The organism is Gordonia jinhuaensis, from assembly GCF_014639795.1.
GTDB classification, from domain to species: domain Bacteria; phylum Actinomycetota; class Actinomycetes; order Mycobacteriales; family Mycobacteriaceae; genus Gordonia_B; species Gordonia_B jinhuaensis.
Genome location: NZ_BMGC01000032.1, coordinates 23,648 through 38,746 on the forward strand (window position 1 = coordinate 23,648; position 15,099 = coordinate 38,746).

Consider the following 15,099-nt stretch of genomic DNA (forward strand, 5'->3'; position numbering starts at 1 on the left):
GGCGATTCCTGACAGCGGCGATTCCTGACAGGGGCGAATTCCGCGCGCACCCCATGCATGAATGAACTTGCGTCGTCCTGCATAATGAATCACATGACGACGACAGTGGCGTTGGCGGGTGCGAGCGGATACGCAGGTGGGGAGATCCTGCGCCTGCTCCTCGGACACCCGCGCTATGCGGCCGGTGAGTTGACGATCGGTGCACTCACCGCCGGTGGCAATGCGGGCACACAGCTCGGTGATCATCACCCGAACCTGCTCCCATTGTCCGACCGTGTGCTCGAGGAGACCACTCCGGAGGTTCTCGCCGGACATGACGTGGTGTTCCTGGCACTGCCGCACGGTGCGTCGGGACCGATCGCCGACGCGCTGCCCCCGGCGACATTGGTCATCGACTGCGGTGCCGACTTCCGCCTCGCCGATGCCGACGAGTGGGAGCACTACTACGGCGGTCGACATGCCGGGACGTGGCCGTATGGACTGCCGGAGATCCCCGGCAACCGGGACGTCCTCGCCGGCGCCTCCCGTATCGCCGTCCCCGGGTGCTATCCCACGGTGTCGATCCTGTCGCTGCTGCCCGCTCTCGCGGCCGGGGTGGTGGAGCCGCATGTGGGTGTCGTGGGTGTCAGTGGCACGTCGGGGGCCGGGCGCTCACCGAAGGTCGATCTGCTGGCCTCGGAGGTGATGGGTTCGGCTCGCGCCTACGGCGTCGGCGGCGTGCATCGGCACACCCCGGAGATCTCCCAGGCGCTCTCGGCGGCCGCGGGTAACGAGGTGTCGGTGTCGTTCACCCCGGTTCTCGCGCCGATGTCGCGCGGCATCCTCGCGACCTGTACGGCGCGGACCACGGCGTCGGGCGAGGAGATCCGCGCCGTCTACGAGAAGGCCTACGCCGACGAACACTTCATCCACCTGCTGCCCGTCGGCAAGCTCCCCGCGACGAGCTCGGTACTCGGGTCCAACGCGGTGCAGCTCGCTGTGACCGTCGACGAGCGCGCACACACGATGGTCGCCGTGGGTGCGATGGACAATCTGACCAAGGGCACCGGCGGAGCTGCGGTGCAGTCGATGAATCTCGCACTCGGCTGGGATGAAGCCGAGGGTCTGACCACAGTGGGAGTTGCACCATGACTGAACTCAGTGCCGCCCAACCTGATTCGGCCACACCGGACGCATGGGTGTCGGGGCCGGGCTACCGGCTGACCCGCACTCAGGGTGTGACCGCACCGGCGGGCTTCCGTGCCGCGGGTCTCGCCGCCGGCATCAAGGCCTCCGGGAAGCCGGACCTGGCGCTGGTGCTCAACGAGGGCCCGGAGTACGCAGCTGCCGGGGTGTTCACGCGAAACCAGGTCAAGGCGGCTCCGGTGAAATGGAGCAAGCAGGTCGTCGAGTCGACCGGCCGGCTGCGTGCGGTCGTCCTCAACTCCGGTGGCGCCAATGCGTGCACCGGACCACTGGGCTTCCAGGACACCCATGCGACCGCTGAGGCGGTGGCCGCGCAACTGAGCAACTGGGGTACCGAGACCGGCGCGATCGAGGTCGCCGTGTGCTCGACCGGGTTGATCGGCGATCGGCTGCCGATGGACAAGGTGCTCGCCGGGGTCACCGAGATCGTGCACGACATGGGTGGTGGACTCTCCGGTGGCACCGATGCCGCTTACGCGATCATGACCACCGACACCGTGCCGAAACAGGCTGCACTCCATCATGATTCGGGCTGGAACGTGGGTGCGATGGCGAAGGGTGCCGGCATGATGGCGCCGTCGCTGGCCACGATGCTCGTGGTGCTCACCACCGATGCGCATGTGGATGCGGCCGCACTCGACGCCGCGCTGCGCGCAGCGACCGCGGCGACCTTCGATCGCCTGGACATCGACGGCTCGACCTCGACCAACGACACTGTGCTGCTCCTGAGTTCGGGTGCCAGCGAAAAGGTTCCGACCCAGGATCAACTCGACGCCGCCATCAGGGCGGTCTGCGACGACATCGCCGCGCAACTGGCCGCTGACGCCGAGGGCGTGACCAAACGGGTCACCGTCACCGTCGGCGGGGCGCGGTCGGAGGACGAGGCGCTCGTGGCCGCCCGCACGATCGCCCGCGACAGCCTGGTCAAGACCGCACTGTTCGGATCCGATCCCAACTGGGGCCGCGTGCTGGCCGCGGTGGGGATCGCGCCGGTGCAGATGGATCCCGAGCGCATCTCGGTGTCGTTCAACGGATATCCGGTGTGCGTCGACAGCTGTGGAGTACCCGGAGCGCGTGAGGTCGATCTGTCCGGTGCCGACATCGCCATCGAGGTGTATCTGGCCGCCGGGGACGCTCGGGCGAGTATCCGGACCACCGATCTCTCACACGCCTATGTCGAAGAGAACTCGGCCTATTCGTCATGACCGCATCCGACACGACCGGCCACGATCCGGCGGCGATCGCGGCATTGACTGCCGCCGACAAGGCCCACGTGCTGAGCGAGGCGCTGCCCTGGCTGCAGCGATTCGCCGGACGCATCGTGGTGGTCAAATACGGTGGCAACGCGATGGTCGACGATCAGCTGAAGGCGGCGTTCGCCTCGGACATGGTCTTCCTGCGCACCTGCGGGATCCATCCGGTGGTGGTGCATGGCGGAGGGCCGCAGATCAGCGCGATGCTCGCGCGTCTGGGCATGACCGGCGAGTTCCGCGGGGGGTTCCGTGTGACCACACCGGAGACCATGGACGTGGTGCGCATGGTCCTGTTCGGGCAGGTGGGTCGCGAACTGGTCGGGCTGATCAACGCCCACGGCCCCTATGCGGTCGGGATCTCCGGTGAGGATGCGCACCTGTTCACCGCCACTCGCCGCGACGTGATGGTCGACGGCGTTCCCACCGACATCGGACTCGTCGGCGATGTCACCTCGGTCAACCCGACCGCCGTCACTGATCTCATCGCGGCCGGCCGGATCCCGGTGGTCTCCACCATCGCCCCCGATGCCGACGGCGTGGTGCACAACATCAACGCCGACACCGCCGCGGCGGCACTCGCGGCGGCACTCGGCGCCGAGAAGCTGGTGATGCTGACCGATGTGGAGGGTCTCTACACCGACTGGCCCGACCGGGCATCGCTCGTCTCGTCGATCGACGTCGACGCGCTCGAGTCGCTCATACCGAGTCTGGACTCGGGGATGGTCCCCAAGATGGAGGCCTGCGCGCGTGCGGTTCGTGACGGCGTCCCGCGTGCCCACGTGATCGACGGTCGCGTACCGCATTCGATGCTGCTGGAATTGTTCACCTCCGAGGGGGTGGGCACGATGGTCACGCCCGAACCCCTTGCGGCGCCTGCCGGCGAGGCGCCCGATGCCGCTGATGCTGCTGCCCCCGACGACGTGAAGGTGCTGTGATGTCTTCCTCGAATTCGACTTTCCCCACGACCGCTGCCTCGCAATCGAACTCGGTTGGGGACTCGGACGTGACGCTGTCGCAGCGGTGGGATCACTCACTGATGCACAACTACGGCACCCCGCCGGTGACCCTCGTGTCCGGTCGCGGCGCGGTGGTTCGCGACGACACCGGACGCGAGTACCTCGACCTGCTCGGAGGGATCGCCGTCAACGCACTCGGCCACGCCGACCCGGATCTGATCGAAGCGGTGACCACCCAGATGTCGACGCTGGGCCATGTGTCCAATCTCTACGTCAGCGAACCCGTCGTGGCGTTGGCCGAGGCGCTGCTGGAACGGTTCGGGCATCCGGGCCGGGCATTCTTCTGCAATTCCGGTGCCGAGGCGAACGAGGCCGCGTTCAAGATCGCCCGGCGTACCGGCCGTCCGCAGATCATCGCCGCCGAGCGGGCCTTTCACGGTCGCACGATGGGCGCGTTGGCGATGACCGGGCAGCCCGCCAAACGTGAACCCTTCGAACCGATGCCACCGGGGGTCACGTTCGTGCCCTACGGCGACGTCGAGGCGCTCGAGGCCGCGGTGACCGACCAGACCGCCGCAGTGATCCTCGAACCGATCCTCGGCGAGGCGGGCGTGGTGGTGCCGCCGAACGACTACCTCGCCGCGGCCCGCACGATCACGGCGCAGCGCGGAGCACTGCTCATTCTCGACGAGGTGCAGACCGGGGTGGGGCGCACCGGGTCGTTCTTCGCCCACCAGACCGCGGGGGTGACCCCCGACGTGGTCACGATGGCGAAGGGGCTGGGTGGCGGATTGCCGATCGGTGCATGTCTGGCGACCGGTCCGGCGGCCGAACTCCTCGAACCCGGACAGCACGGGACGACCTTCGGCGGCAACCCGGTGGTCGCAGCAGCAGCGCTGGCCGTACTCGAACAGATCGATCGGCGTGAGTTGCTCGATCACGTGGCGAGTGTGGGAAAGCGTCTGGCGACCGGCATCGAGAACAGCGGACACCCGCTCACCGACCACGCCCGAGGGGCCGGCCTGCTGCTGGGTGTCGTTCTCACCGAACCGATCTCCGCCCGCGTCGAGGCGGCCGCCCGCGATCACGGCTTCCTGATCAACGCACCTGCCGCCGACGTGATCCGGCTTGCCCCACCACTGATCCTCTCCGAGGATCAGGCCGACTCATTCGTCGCCGCGTGGCCGTCGATTCTCGACGACGCGGCACAGTCCTCCGGAAAGGGGCAGTGATGACCCGACATTTCCTCCGTGACGACGACCTGACCCCCCAGGAGCAGGCCGAGGTGCTCGCGCTCGCCGCCGAGGTGAAGCGCTCGCCGTTCGCCCACCGGCCGCTCGAGGGGCCCCGGGGCATCGGGGTGCTGTTCGACAAGAACTCCACCCGCACCCGGTTCTCCTTCGAACTCGGGGTGGCCCAGCTCGGCGGTCACGCGGTGGTCGTCGACAGCGGCAGCACACAACTCGGTCGCGAGGAGACCCTGGCCGACACCGGACGCGTGCTGTCACGGTTCGTCGAGGCGATTGTGTGGCGCACCTACGGTCAGGAACGTCTCGAGGAGATGGCGGCCGCCGCGTCGGTGCCGGTGGTCAATGCGCTGTCCGATGAGTTCCACCCGTGTCAGGTGCTCGCCGACCTGCAGACGGTGATCGAACACAAGGGGCGCATCGCGGGACTCACGATGACCTACCTCGGCGATGGCGCCAACAACATGGCGCACTCGCTGATGCTGGGCGGCGCGACCGCAGGGATGAACGTGATCGTCAGCGCACCTTCGGGTTTCGATCCTGATCCGGACGTCGTCACCGCTGCCACCAAGATCGGTGCACAGACCGGCGCGTCGGTGCTGGTGGAGTCCGACCCGGTCGCAGCGGTCGACGGAGCCGATGTGGTGGTCACCGACACCTGGGTGTCGATGGGCCAGGAGGACGACGGCAAGGACCGCGCGGCGCCGTTCGTGCCGTATCAGGTCAACGCCGAACTGCTCGGACATGCCGCGCAGGATGCGATCGTTCTGCACTGCCTGCCGGCCCACCGTGGTGAGGAGATCTCCGACGAGGTGATCGACGGACCGCGCAGCGTGGTGTTCGACGAGGCCGAGAACCGGCTGCATGCCCAGAAGGCGCTGCTGATCTGGTTGTTGGCCAACCAATGAGCGCCTCACCCGAGACCGGGGCCTCGGTGTCCCGGCTGGCCGCCACACGGGCCGGCAGACATGCGCGCATCGTCGAATTGCTCTCCGCGCACCCGGTGCGCTCGCAGACCGAGTTGCAGTCACTGCTCGCGGCCGAGGGCATCGAGGCCACCCAGGCCACGCTGTCGCGCGACCTCGACGAGCTGGGCGCGGTCAAACTCCGCGCCGCGGACGGGGGAGCGGGGGTGTATGTGGTCCCTGAGGACGGCTCCCCGGTGCGGGGTGTGTCGGGAGGGACCGATCGCCTGTCGCGGCTGCTCGCCGAGTTGCTGGTGTCCACCGACGCGAGTGGCAACCTCGCGGTGCTGCGCACCCCGCCGGGCGCGGCGCACTACCTCGCTAGTGCGCTGGACCGGGCCAGCTTGCCCGAGGTGATGGGAACCATCGCTGGGGATGACACCATTCTGGTGGTGGCCCGTGAACCGGCAGACGGCGCCGGCGTCGCCGCGATCATCGAGGGGCTGGTGTGAACGACGACCACAACCGCGAGGCAGTGTGTGCACCGAGGCATCCGACCGGCCCGACACCCACGCCGAAGAGACTTTGATACAACACGACATCGCTTCGAATAGCCGCAAGCGTCGAACACAATGCACAGGGAGAAATAGTCATGGCTGAACGCGTCGTCCTCGCATACTCGGGAGGACTCGACACCTCGGTTGCCATCAGCTGGATCGGCAAGGAGACCGGCAAGGAGGTCGTCGCGGTGGCGATCGACCTCGGTCAGGGCGGCGAGGACATGGAGGTCGTGCGTCAGCGTGCGCTCGACTGCGGTGCGGTCGAATCGGTGGTCGTCGACGCGCGCAACGAGTTCGCCGACGAGTACTGCCTGCCGACCATCAAGTCCAACGCGCTCTACATGAATCGCTACCCGCTCGTCTCGGCGATCAGCCGGCCGCTGATCGTCAAGCACATCGTCGCCGCCGCACGCGACCACGGTGGCACCGTGGTCTCGCACGGCTGCACCGGCAAAGGCAACGACCAGGTGCGCTTCGAGGTCGGATTCAACTCGCTGGCACCCGATCTCGACGTCATCGCGCCGGTGCGTGACTACGCCTGGACCCGCGAGAAGGCGATCTCGTTCGCGCAGGAGAACGAGATCCCGATCAACGTGACCAAGAAGTCGCCGTTCTCGATCGACCAGAACGTGTGGGGGCGTGCTGTGGAGACCGGCTTCCTCGAGGACCTGTGGAATGAGCCGACCAAGGACGTCTACAGCTACACCGAGGACCCGACGGTCAACTTCAACGCCCCCGACGAGTTGATCATCACCTTCGACAAGGGTCGCCCCATCGCGATCGACGGTCGCCCGGTCAGCGTGCTCGAGGCGATCCAGGAGCTCAACCGTCGCGCCGGCGCCCAGGGCGTCGGACGTCTCGACGTGGTCGAGGACCGGCTCGTCGGCATCAAGAGCCGTGAGGTCTACGAGGCGCCGGGCGCGATGGTGCTCATCCGTGCCCACGAGGAGCTCGAGCACGTCACCCTCGAACGTGAGCAGGGACGTTTCAAGCGCCACATCGACCAGCAGTGGGCCGAGCAGGTCTACGACGGACTCTGGTACTCGCCGCTGAAGCGTTCTCTCGACGCCTTCGTCAACGACACGCAGGAGCATGTGTCCGGCGAGATCCGGCTGGTGCTGCACGGCGGTTCGATCATCGTCAACGGCCGCCGCAGCCAGGAGTCGCTCTACGACTTCAACCTCGCCACCTACGACGAGGGCGACAGCTTCGACCAGTCCAACGCCAAGGGCTTCGTGCAGTTGCACGGCCTGTCGTCGAAGATCGCCGCGAGGCGGGATCTCGACCTGTGACATCTCGACAGCAGGAGGGCGGCGCCGCCGGCACCCCCGGTGCCCCGAACGGCACCGGCACCCCTGGTGCCGCGCACGGCACGAACGAGGGATCGTTGTGGGGCGGCCGATTCGCCGATGGCCCGGCCGCGGCGATGGCGGCGTTGAGCAAGTCCACCCAGTTCGACTGGGTGCTCGCGCCCTACGACATCCGCGCCTCCAAGGCACATGCGGTGGTGCTCAACCGTGCGGGTCTGCTGACCGACGACGATCTGGTCGCGATGCATACCGGCCTCGACCGGCTGGCCGCCGACGTGGCATCGGGTGAATTCGCGCCGGCCCCCACCGACGAGGACGTCCACGGCGCCCTCGAACGAGGCCTCATCGAGCGGGTCGGCCCGCAGGTCGGCGGGCGGTTGCGCGCGGGCCGCTCGCGTAACGATCAGGTCGCCACGCTGTTCCGGATGTGGCTGCGCGACGCGATGAAGCGGGTCGGCTCGGGCGTTCTCGACGTGGTCGAGTCGCTCGCCGGTCAGGCCCGCACCAACATCGACGTCGTGATGCCCGGCAAGACGCATCTGCAAGCGGCGCAGCCCATCCTGCTGTCACATCACCTGCTCGCCCACGCGCAGCCGCTGCTGCGGGACGTGACTCGGATCTTCGACCTCGACGCCCGCACCGCGGTCTCGCCGTACGGTTCGGGTGCGCTGGCCGGTTCGTCGCTGGGGCTCGACCCCGAGGCGATCGCCGCCGATCTGGGTTTCGATGCCGCCGCCGCCAATTCGATCGATGCGACCGCCTCCCGCGATTTCGCCGCCGAGGCGGCGTTCGTGCTGGCGATGATCGCGGTCGACCTGTCACGGCTGGCCGAGGACGTGATCCTGTGGACCACGTCGGAATTCGGCTACGCGACGCTGGCCGACGCCTGGTCGACCGGCAGTTCGATCATGCCGCAGAAGAAGAATCCTGACGTCGCCGAACTGACGCGCGGCAAGTCGGGTCGCCTGATCGGCAACCTGGCCGGGTTGCTCGCCACACTCAAGGCCCAGCCGTTGGCCTACAACCGTGATCTGCAGGAGGACAAGGAACCGGTCTTCGACTCGGTCGCGCAACTCGAACTGCTGCTGCCGGCGGTCGCCGGGATGGTCGCCACCCTCACATTCCATCCCGAGCGGATGGAGGAGCTGGCCCCCGCGGGGTTCACCCTTGCCACCGATATCGCCGAATGGCTTGTGCGCCAAGGCGTCCCGTTCCGTGTCGCCCATGAGGTGGCCGGGGCCAGCGTACGTGCCGCCGAAGAGCGCGGTGTGGGTCTGGCTGATCTCGACGACGATACGCTGGCCGCCATCGACGAACATCTGACGCCGGAGGTGCGCGAGGTGCTGACCGTGCGCGGTTCCATCGGCTCGCGCGATGCGCACGGCGGGACCGCCCCGGCGCGGGTGACCGAGCAACTCGATGAGGTCGTGGCCACAGTGCGGGGGTTCCGCGACCGGATGTGACAACGACCGTTAGAGTGATTGCGGTCACCATGCATCGTCGCGAGAGGGGACTTCGTGATCGGGCCGGTATCGGCGTCACTGCACCGCTTGGCCGGCCGCGCGCTGGCAACAGCTCAGAACGGACTCGAGGTGGTTCGCTTCGGCGGTCTGCGCACCGAGACGTCGGCGGCACCGTTTCGCGTCGAGGAGACGCGGTCGATGTTCCGGTTGCGCCGCTACTTCCCCGACCAGTGCCACGGCGGGCCCCAGGTGATCCTGGTGCCGCCGATGATGGTGTCGGCCAATGTCTACGACATCAACACCGAGCAGGGTGCGGTCACGATCCTGCACGACGCCGGGATCGATCCCTGGGTGGTCGACTTCGGTTCCCCCGATCACGAGGTCGGCGGGATGGAGCGCACCCTCACCGATCACGTGGTCGCGGTGTCGGATGCGGTGGATATCGTCATCGAGGCTACGGGCGTGCCCGCAGTGCACCTCGGCGGCTACTCACAGGGCGGGATGTTCGTCTATCAGGTTGCCGCACTGCGCCGTTCAGCGGGGATCGCCGGGATCGTCACCTTCGGCGCCCCTGTCGACGTGCTGGCGGGACTGCCGCTGGGGCTGCCGGCGGGACTCGTGGTTCCGATGGCGCGGCTACTCGCCGACAACGTGTTCAACCGACTGTGGATCACCGGGTGGATGGCCAAGACCGGTTTCCAGCTGCTCGACCCGATCAAGACGGTGCAGTCGCGTATCGATTTCCTGCGTCAGCTTCACGATCGAGATGCACTTTTGGCGAGGGAAGATCAGCGCCGCTTCCTCGAACGCGAGGGGTGGGTGGCCTATTCGGGGCCGGCGGTCGCGGAGCTGCTGCGACAGTTCGTGGCCCACAACCGCATGGTCTCCGGCGGGTTCACCGTCGGAGACCGGATGGTCACGTTGGCCGAGATCACCTCCCCGGTGCTGGCGTTCCTCGGTGATGCCGACGACATCGGACAGCCGGTTGCGGTGCGTGGCGTGGTGCGCGCGGCTCCTCGTGCACAGGTCTACGAATCCGTCTTGCCGACAGGCCATTTCGGACTGGTTGTCGGCTCGACGGCGAAATCGCAGACCTGGCCGCGCGCCGCGGCGTGGATCAACTGGTTGTCATCGGACGGAGACAAACCGACCGATGTCCAGCCGATGGTCGAGATCCCCGACGACGAACGCGGGCAATCGGGTATCTCGGTCCCGGCGCGGGTGGTCCACGGCGTCGGGACGCTCACCGAGGTCGCGGCCGGACTCGCCGCCGAGACGGCCGGTGGTGCGGTGGTCCTGCGAGACACCGGGCGGGCGGTGGCCGCCGAGGCGGTGCGCACCCTGCCGAGACTGTTCCGACTCGGCTCGCTACAGCCCAGCACACGCATCTCGCTCGGACGGCTCATGTCCGATGCCGCTCACCGCCGTCCCGACGAGGAACTGCTGGTCTTCGCGGACAGGGTGCTCACCCATCGGCAGGTGAACGAACGGGTCGACAACGTCGTCGCCGGTCTGATCGCCTCCGGGATCCGGCCCGGTCAGCACGTCGGGTTGCTCATGGAACCGCGACCGAGCGGAATGGTCGCACTCGCCGCACTGTCTCGACTGGGCGCGGTCGGGGTGGTGCTGGCCCCGGTCCGCGACCTGGCGCAGATGCTGCAGATGACCGACTGCACCGCGGTCATCGTCGACCCCGAACACCTCGCCGAGGTCACCGAACACAGCGAACGAGTGCTCGTTCTGGGCGGTGGAAGCCGTGTCGGCCATGGCAATCCGGCCGGGCCGGCTGCGAACGGGTCCAGCGCATCCGGTTCACGGTCGCCGATACGCGCCCATGTCGTCGACATGGAGCAGATCGATCCGCAGTCGGTGGAACTCCCGCAGTGGTACCGGCCGGACCCGCAGCGCGCCGACGAACTCGCCTTCATCCTGTTCACGCGGCGCAACGGGCTGCTCGAACGCTGGCCCATCTCCAACTACCGCTGGGCGTTCTCGGCATACGGCTCCGCCTCGGCTGCATCGCTGAACGTCCACGACACGATCCTGTCGTTCGGTCCGTTGCATCACGCGGCCGGACTGCTGACGATCCTGGGTGCTGCGTTGGTCGGAGGGTCACGCATCGCGATGTCGTCGGAACCGACGGGCCGCCGTCGCATGTCCGAGGAGGTGCAGCGCTACGGCGTGACCGTGGTGTCCTACACCTGGTCGGTGCTCGAAGACGTGATCAGGTCGCCGGAGCTGACCCTGGATGCCCACAGTCCGATCAGGCTGTTCATGGGGTCTGGGCTGCCCACTGGTTTGTGGGAGGAGATCGCCGACCGGTTCCCCCGCGCCCGGGTGCTCGAGTTCTTCGCGACCTCGGACGGATCGGTGATGATCGGCAACGTCAGCGGCACCAAGATCGGTAGTATGGGCAAGCCGCTCCCCGAGACGAACGCGGTGCGCATCGCAGCGTTCGACGCCGACTCCGAACGGCTGCTCACCGACGCCGACGGATTCGTCCGTGAGGCGAGGGCCGATGAGACCGGTTTGATGCTGGCCCGTCCACGCGTTGCGAGCCCCGGGGCGACTGCGCTGCGTAACGCCTTCAGTCGCGGCGACACCTGGGTGTCGACCGGTGTCCTGGCAGCTCGAGATGTCGACGGTGACCTCTGGTATCGCGGTAACACCGCCAGCGTCATCCGCAGCTGCGACGGCGTCGTCTTCCCGCAGCCGATGATCGACGCGCTGTCGTCCTCGCCGGTGATCGGACGTGTCGCGGTCTACGGATACGGGCCGGCGGGATCCGAACTGGCCGTGGCGGTGGTCACGCCACGACGTGCCGACGGACAGTCCGCCGCGGGCTGGCCGACGGTCGCCGCGTTGCGTACGGCGCTGGCTGCTCTGCAGAGCAGCCAGCGGCCGCACATCGTGTGGGCGGTCGACGAGATCGACCTCACGGAGTCCTACCGTCCCACCGCCGAGCGGTTCCGCATGGCCGGGCTTCCCCGGCCGGGACAGCGCGCGTGGTACCGGGGGGCCGACGGGCGCTACCGGCGCCTGACGCGCGCGGTCGCGGTGGAGCGTGGATGGTTGATGCCGCAGGAGCGCCCGGCGGCCGACGGCCGACCACAGGTCGCGCCCACCCACCGGTGAGTTCGGCGCCCGTGCGCCGCCCATCCTTCGCACGACATGCCCGCCGAGGTGACAGCAGTCCGCCGCCGTAGGCTGGGTGCGGCCGACCTGATGACCCAATGGTCACGGTGGACGACGGGCCAGAGACGAACACGACGACCACGGCGGCGACATCCGACGTGGTGGCGAAGGAGAGGGCGACGTGAGCCAGGTCGACGGACAGCAGCTCGACGAACGACTGCGGGAGCTGCTGGTGTGTCCGCAGGATCTCGGGCCGCTGCTGTATGTCGGCGATCAGCTCTACAACCCGCGACTGCGCGTGGCCTACCGCGTCGACGCCGACGGCATCCCGGTGATGCTGATCAACGAGGCACGCCCGGTCGACGACTCCGAACACGATGCTTTGCTGGCACGGGCAGCCGCGACGAAGCCGTGATCCGCGGGCTCGCGGCCGCTGCCTCCGGCGGGATCCCACCGGTGGACGCCGCGCGCGAACTGCTCGGCTGTGAACTCACCGCAGATCTCCCACCGGGGCCGGTGACGGTGCGGATCGTCGAGGTCGAGGCCTACGGGACGCCCGCAGACGGTCGGTACCCCGATCCTGCATCGCACTGCTGCCGCGGTCGCACCCCTCGCAACGCCGTGATGTTCGGACGTCCCGGACTGCTCTACGTGTACCGCTCCTACGGGATCCACCTCTGCGCGAACATCTCCGTCGGGCCGCAGGGCCAGGGCGGCGCGGTGTTGCTGCGGGGTGCCGAGATCGTCTCCGGTGCGCATGTGGTCGGTGAGCGGCGCGGTGGCGTTCCCGCTCGCGTCGCCGCGCGGGGGCCCGGCAACCTGGGGTCGGCGCTCGGTATCGGCCTGGAACACAACGGGATCGACGTGTTCGACGAACGGTCGCCGATCACTCTCGCGTCAGGTGCACGAGTGTCCGATGCCCTCGTCGCATCGGGTCCGCGGGTGGGCGTATCGGCGGGCGCAACCCGGCCGTGGCGCTTGTGGATCACCGGATCACCGGCCGTCTCGGCCTACCGCAAGGGTGCGGTCAAAGGGCGTCGACAGAGACAGACGACCGTGGCACCGGAGGCGCCCACGGCGCAGGTCCCGGCGGACCGGTGATCGCGGCACGGGGCGGATACGACAAGATGGGAACTGTGAGCGTGAGTGACTCGACAGCAACCGAGACTGCAAGCACATCGGCCACCGGCGACGTCATCGACGAACTCCAGTGGCGCGGGCTGATCGCGCAGTCGACCGATCTGGACGCTCTGCGGGCGTCGCTGGCCGAGGGCCCGATGACGCTCTATTCGGGTTTCGACCCCACCGCGCCCAGCCTGCACGCCGGTCATCTGGTCCCGCTGCTGACGTTGCGGCGTTTCCAGATCGCTGGGCATCGACCCATCGCGCTGGCCGGCGGCGCGACCGGCATGATCGGTGACCCACGCGATGTCGGCGAGCGCACCATGCAGTCGGCGGAGACCGTCGCGGAGTCGGCGGTGCGGATCGCCGGACAATTGCGGCGGTTCCTCGACTTCGGCGACGAGGCGCAGACAGATTCGCAGACCGAGGCCGGAGGTAAGGGATCCGCTCCGGGCGCCAACCTCGCGATCGAGGCCAACAACATGGAGTGGACCGGGCCGATGACGGCCATCGAATTCCTGCGCGACATCGGCAAGCATTTCTCGGTGAACGTGATGCTCGCGCGCGACACAGTGCGGCGTCGGCTCGAGGCCGACGGGATGAGCTACACCGAGTTCAGTTACATGCTCCTGCAGGCCAACGACTTCGTCGAACTCAGCCGACGTCACGAATGCCGGCTGCAGATCGGAGGTTCCGACCAGTGGGGCAACATCGTTGCCGGTGTCGATCTGGGACGTCGGCTGTCCACGCCGACCCTGCACGCACTGACTGTGCCGCTGGTGACCTCGTCGGACGGCAAGAAGTTCGGCAAGTCCACGGGCGGCGGTTCGCTGTGGCTGGATCCGGAGATGACCAGTCCATACGCCTGGTACCAGTATTTCGTGAACACCGCCGACGCCGACGTGGTGCGGTACCTGAAGTGGTTCACCTTCCTCGATCAGGCCGAGATCGCCGAGCTCGAGAAGGCTACCGAGGAGACACCACATCTGCGGCTCGCCCAGAAGCGTCTTGCCGCGGAGATGACCACACTCATACATGGTGCCGATGCGACGAAGGCCGTGGAGTTGGCCAGTCAGGCACTCTTCGGGCGCGCCGATATCGCCGAACTCGATGAACGCACTCTGCAGGCAGCACTGTCGGAGACCGAGATCGCCGACTTCTCCGGCACGCCGCCGACCATCGTCGAGCTTCTGGTGGGCACCGGACTCGCCGATGGCAACAAGGCTGCTCGTCGGACGGTCTCCGAGGGTGGGGCATACGTCAACAACGTCAAGGTGACCGACGAGGCCTGGACGCCGTCGCCGGACGATCTGCTGCACGGGTCATGGCTGGTGATCCGGCGCGGGAAGCGCAACTTCGCCGGCGCACGCATCTCCGCGTAGCCCGGTGCTTTAACACACTGCAAGGCGCTGATCAGGCGATTTGACGCGGTGTTCTCGCCTGTGTAACTTTCTCTTCGCACCGCACGGCGGGGGAAACCCCGGGCCGAGAGATTGGCCCGGGATTTTGTTACCGCTGCGTGGGGCACCGAGATTTGAGCCTTGCCGCTGGATGTGGCAAGCTTGTTCGGTCCAGTCGCTACCTCGCGACGACTTCGCCGTTCGAATCCGCACAGCGGATTTGCGGCCAGGCCGCCAAGTGTGTACGCTGGAAGAGTTGCTCCGGAGACGGGGTGACGGTGATAATACAGCTCTTGTGCTGCGGCTGGCGTGTGCTGGTTGGTGGTGTGGGGGTGTGTGTTCTTTGAGAACTCGATAGTGTGTTTGGTTGTTTTGTTGATGCCACATTTTTTTGCTGGCGTTGACTTTTTGTGCGGCCATGGTTTGCCTGGTTGGTGGTTGTGGCCGCGTTTTTTGATTTTATGTCAGTTTTTTGTTTTTTTGGTTGGGGTTTTGATTCTCCAGTTTGTGTTGAAATGGCTGCCGGCTCTTGTGGGTTTCGATCTGTGTGGGGTTGGTGGTGG

Annotated in this window: 13 protein-coding genes; all 13 read left to right on the plus strand. The window is 67.4% G+C overall.

Features of this window, described 5'->3' with window-relative positions; genetic code table 11:
* Window positions 1-93 precede the first annotated feature (93 nt).
* Window positions 94-1,131, plus strand: a complete 1,038-nt coding sequence (gene argC, locus IEW22_RS16190) for an N-acetyl-gamma-glutamyl-phosphate reductase (protein WP_188587786.1) — start codon at window positions 94-96, stop codon at window positions 1,129-1,131.
* Window positions 1,128-2,390, plus strand: coding sequence for a bifunctional glutamate N-acetyltransferase/amino-acid acetyltransferase ArgJ (gene argJ, locus IEW22_RS16195; RefSeq protein ID WP_188587788.1), 1,263 nt, complete (start codon window positions 1,128-1,130; stop codon window positions 2,388-2,390). The genes argC and argJ overlap by 4 nt, the downstream gene beginning before the upstream one ends.
* Complete coding sequence (argB, locus tag IEW22_RS16200) at window positions 2,387-3,373, plus strand: acetylglutamate kinase (protein WP_188587790.1); 987 nt, start codon at window positions 2,387-2,389, stop codon at window positions 3,371-3,373. The genes argJ and argB overlap by 4 nt, the downstream gene beginning before the upstream one ends.
* A 68-nt stretch (window positions 3,374-3,441) precedes the next feature.
* Window positions 3,442-4,626 (plus strand): acetylornithine transaminase, encoded by a 1,185-nt coding sequence (locus IEW22_RS16205; RefSeq protein ID WP_268235492.1) that lies wholly within the window; start codon window positions 3,442-3,444, stop codon window positions 4,624-4,626.
* The gene (gene argF, locus IEW22_RS16210; protein ID WP_188587794.1) at window positions 4,626-5,549 is read left to right on the plus strand and encodes an ornithine carbamoyltransferase; all 924 of its coding nucleotides are present in this window, start codon (window positions 4,626-4,628) and stop codon (window positions 5,547-5,549) included. The genes IEW22_RS16205 and argF overlap by 1 nt, the downstream gene beginning before the upstream one ends.
* Window positions 5,546-6,058 (plus strand): arginine repressor, encoded by a 513-nt coding sequence (locus IEW22_RS16215; protein ID WP_188587796.1) that lies wholly within the window; start codon window positions 5,546-5,548, stop codon window positions 6,056-6,058. Before argF ends, IEW22_RS16215 begins: the two co-directional genes overlap by 4 nt.
* A gap of 140 nt (window positions 6,059-6,198) precedes the next feature.
* The gene (locus IEW22_RS16220; protein ID WP_188587799.1) at window positions 6,199-7,398 is read left to right on the plus strand and encodes an argininosuccinate synthase; all 1,200 of its coding nucleotides are present in this window, start codon (window positions 6,199-6,201) and stop codon (window positions 7,396-7,398) included.
* 95 nt (window positions 7,399-7,493) lie between these two features.
* Window positions 7,494-8,879, plus strand: coding sequence for an argininosuccinate lyase (gene argH, locus IEW22_RS16225; protein WP_229742808.1), 1,386 nt, complete (start codon window positions 7,494-7,496; stop codon window positions 8,877-8,879).
* 54 nt (window positions 8,880-8,933) lie between these two features.
* Window positions 8,934-12,014, plus strand: coding sequence for an AMP-binding protein (locus IEW22_RS16230; RefSeq protein WP_188587803.1), 3,081 nt, complete (start codon window positions 8,934-8,936; stop codon window positions 12,012-12,014).
* A gap of 181 nt (window positions 12,015-12,195) precedes the next feature.
* Window positions 12,196-12,429, plus strand: coding sequence for a Trm112 family protein (locus IEW22_RS16235; protein WP_188587805.1), 234 nt, complete (start codon window positions 12,196-12,198; stop codon window positions 12,427-12,429).
* Window positions 12,426-13,115: a DNA-3-methyladenine glycosylase gene (locus IEW22_RS16240; protein WP_229742803.1), complete on the plus strand. Its 690-nt coding sequence runs from the start codon at window positions 12,426-12,428 to the stop codon at window positions 13,113-13,115. Before IEW22_RS16235 ends, IEW22_RS16240 begins: the two co-directional genes overlap by 4 nt.
* A gap of 35 nt (window positions 13,116-13,150) precedes the next feature.
* Complete coding sequence (tyrS, locus tag IEW22_RS16245; RefSeq protein ID WP_229742804.1) at window positions 13,151-14,518, plus strand: tyrosine--tRNA ligase; 1,368 nt, start codon at window positions 13,151-13,153, stop codon at window positions 14,516-14,518.
* A gap of 354 nt (window positions 14,519-14,872) precedes the next feature.
* The coding region (locus IEW22_RS20225) for a hypothetical protein (protein ID WP_229742805.1) at window positions 14,873-15,099 on the plus strand (227 nt) is incomplete at its 3' end.

What these genes read in the sequence shown, in the direction of transcription:
- IEW22_RS16215 (WP_188587796.1), top strand. Translation starts at nt 5,546, where the DNA reads ATGAGCGCCTCACCCGAGACCGGGGCCTCGGTGTCCCGGCTGGCCGCC.
- argF (WP_188587794.1), top strand. Translation starts at nt 4,626, where the DNA reads ATGACCCGACATTTCCTCCGTGACGACGACCTGACCCCCCAGGAGCAG.
- argB (WP_188587790.1), top strand. Translation starts at nt 2,387, where the DNA reads ATGACCGCATCCGACACGACCGGCCACGATCCGGCGGCGATCGCGGCA.
- IEW22_RS16220 (WP_188587799.1), top strand. Translation starts at nt 6,199, where the DNA reads ATGGCTGAACGCGTCGTCCTCGCATACTCGGGAGGACTCGACACCTCG.
- argJ (WP_188587788.1), top strand. Translation starts at nt 1,128, where the DNA reads ATGACTGAACTCAGTGCCGCCCAACCTGATTCGGCCACACCGGACGCA.
- argC (WP_188587786.1), top strand. Translation starts at nt 94, where the DNA reads ATGACGACGACAGTGGCGTTGGCGGGTGCGAGCGGATACGCAGGTGGG.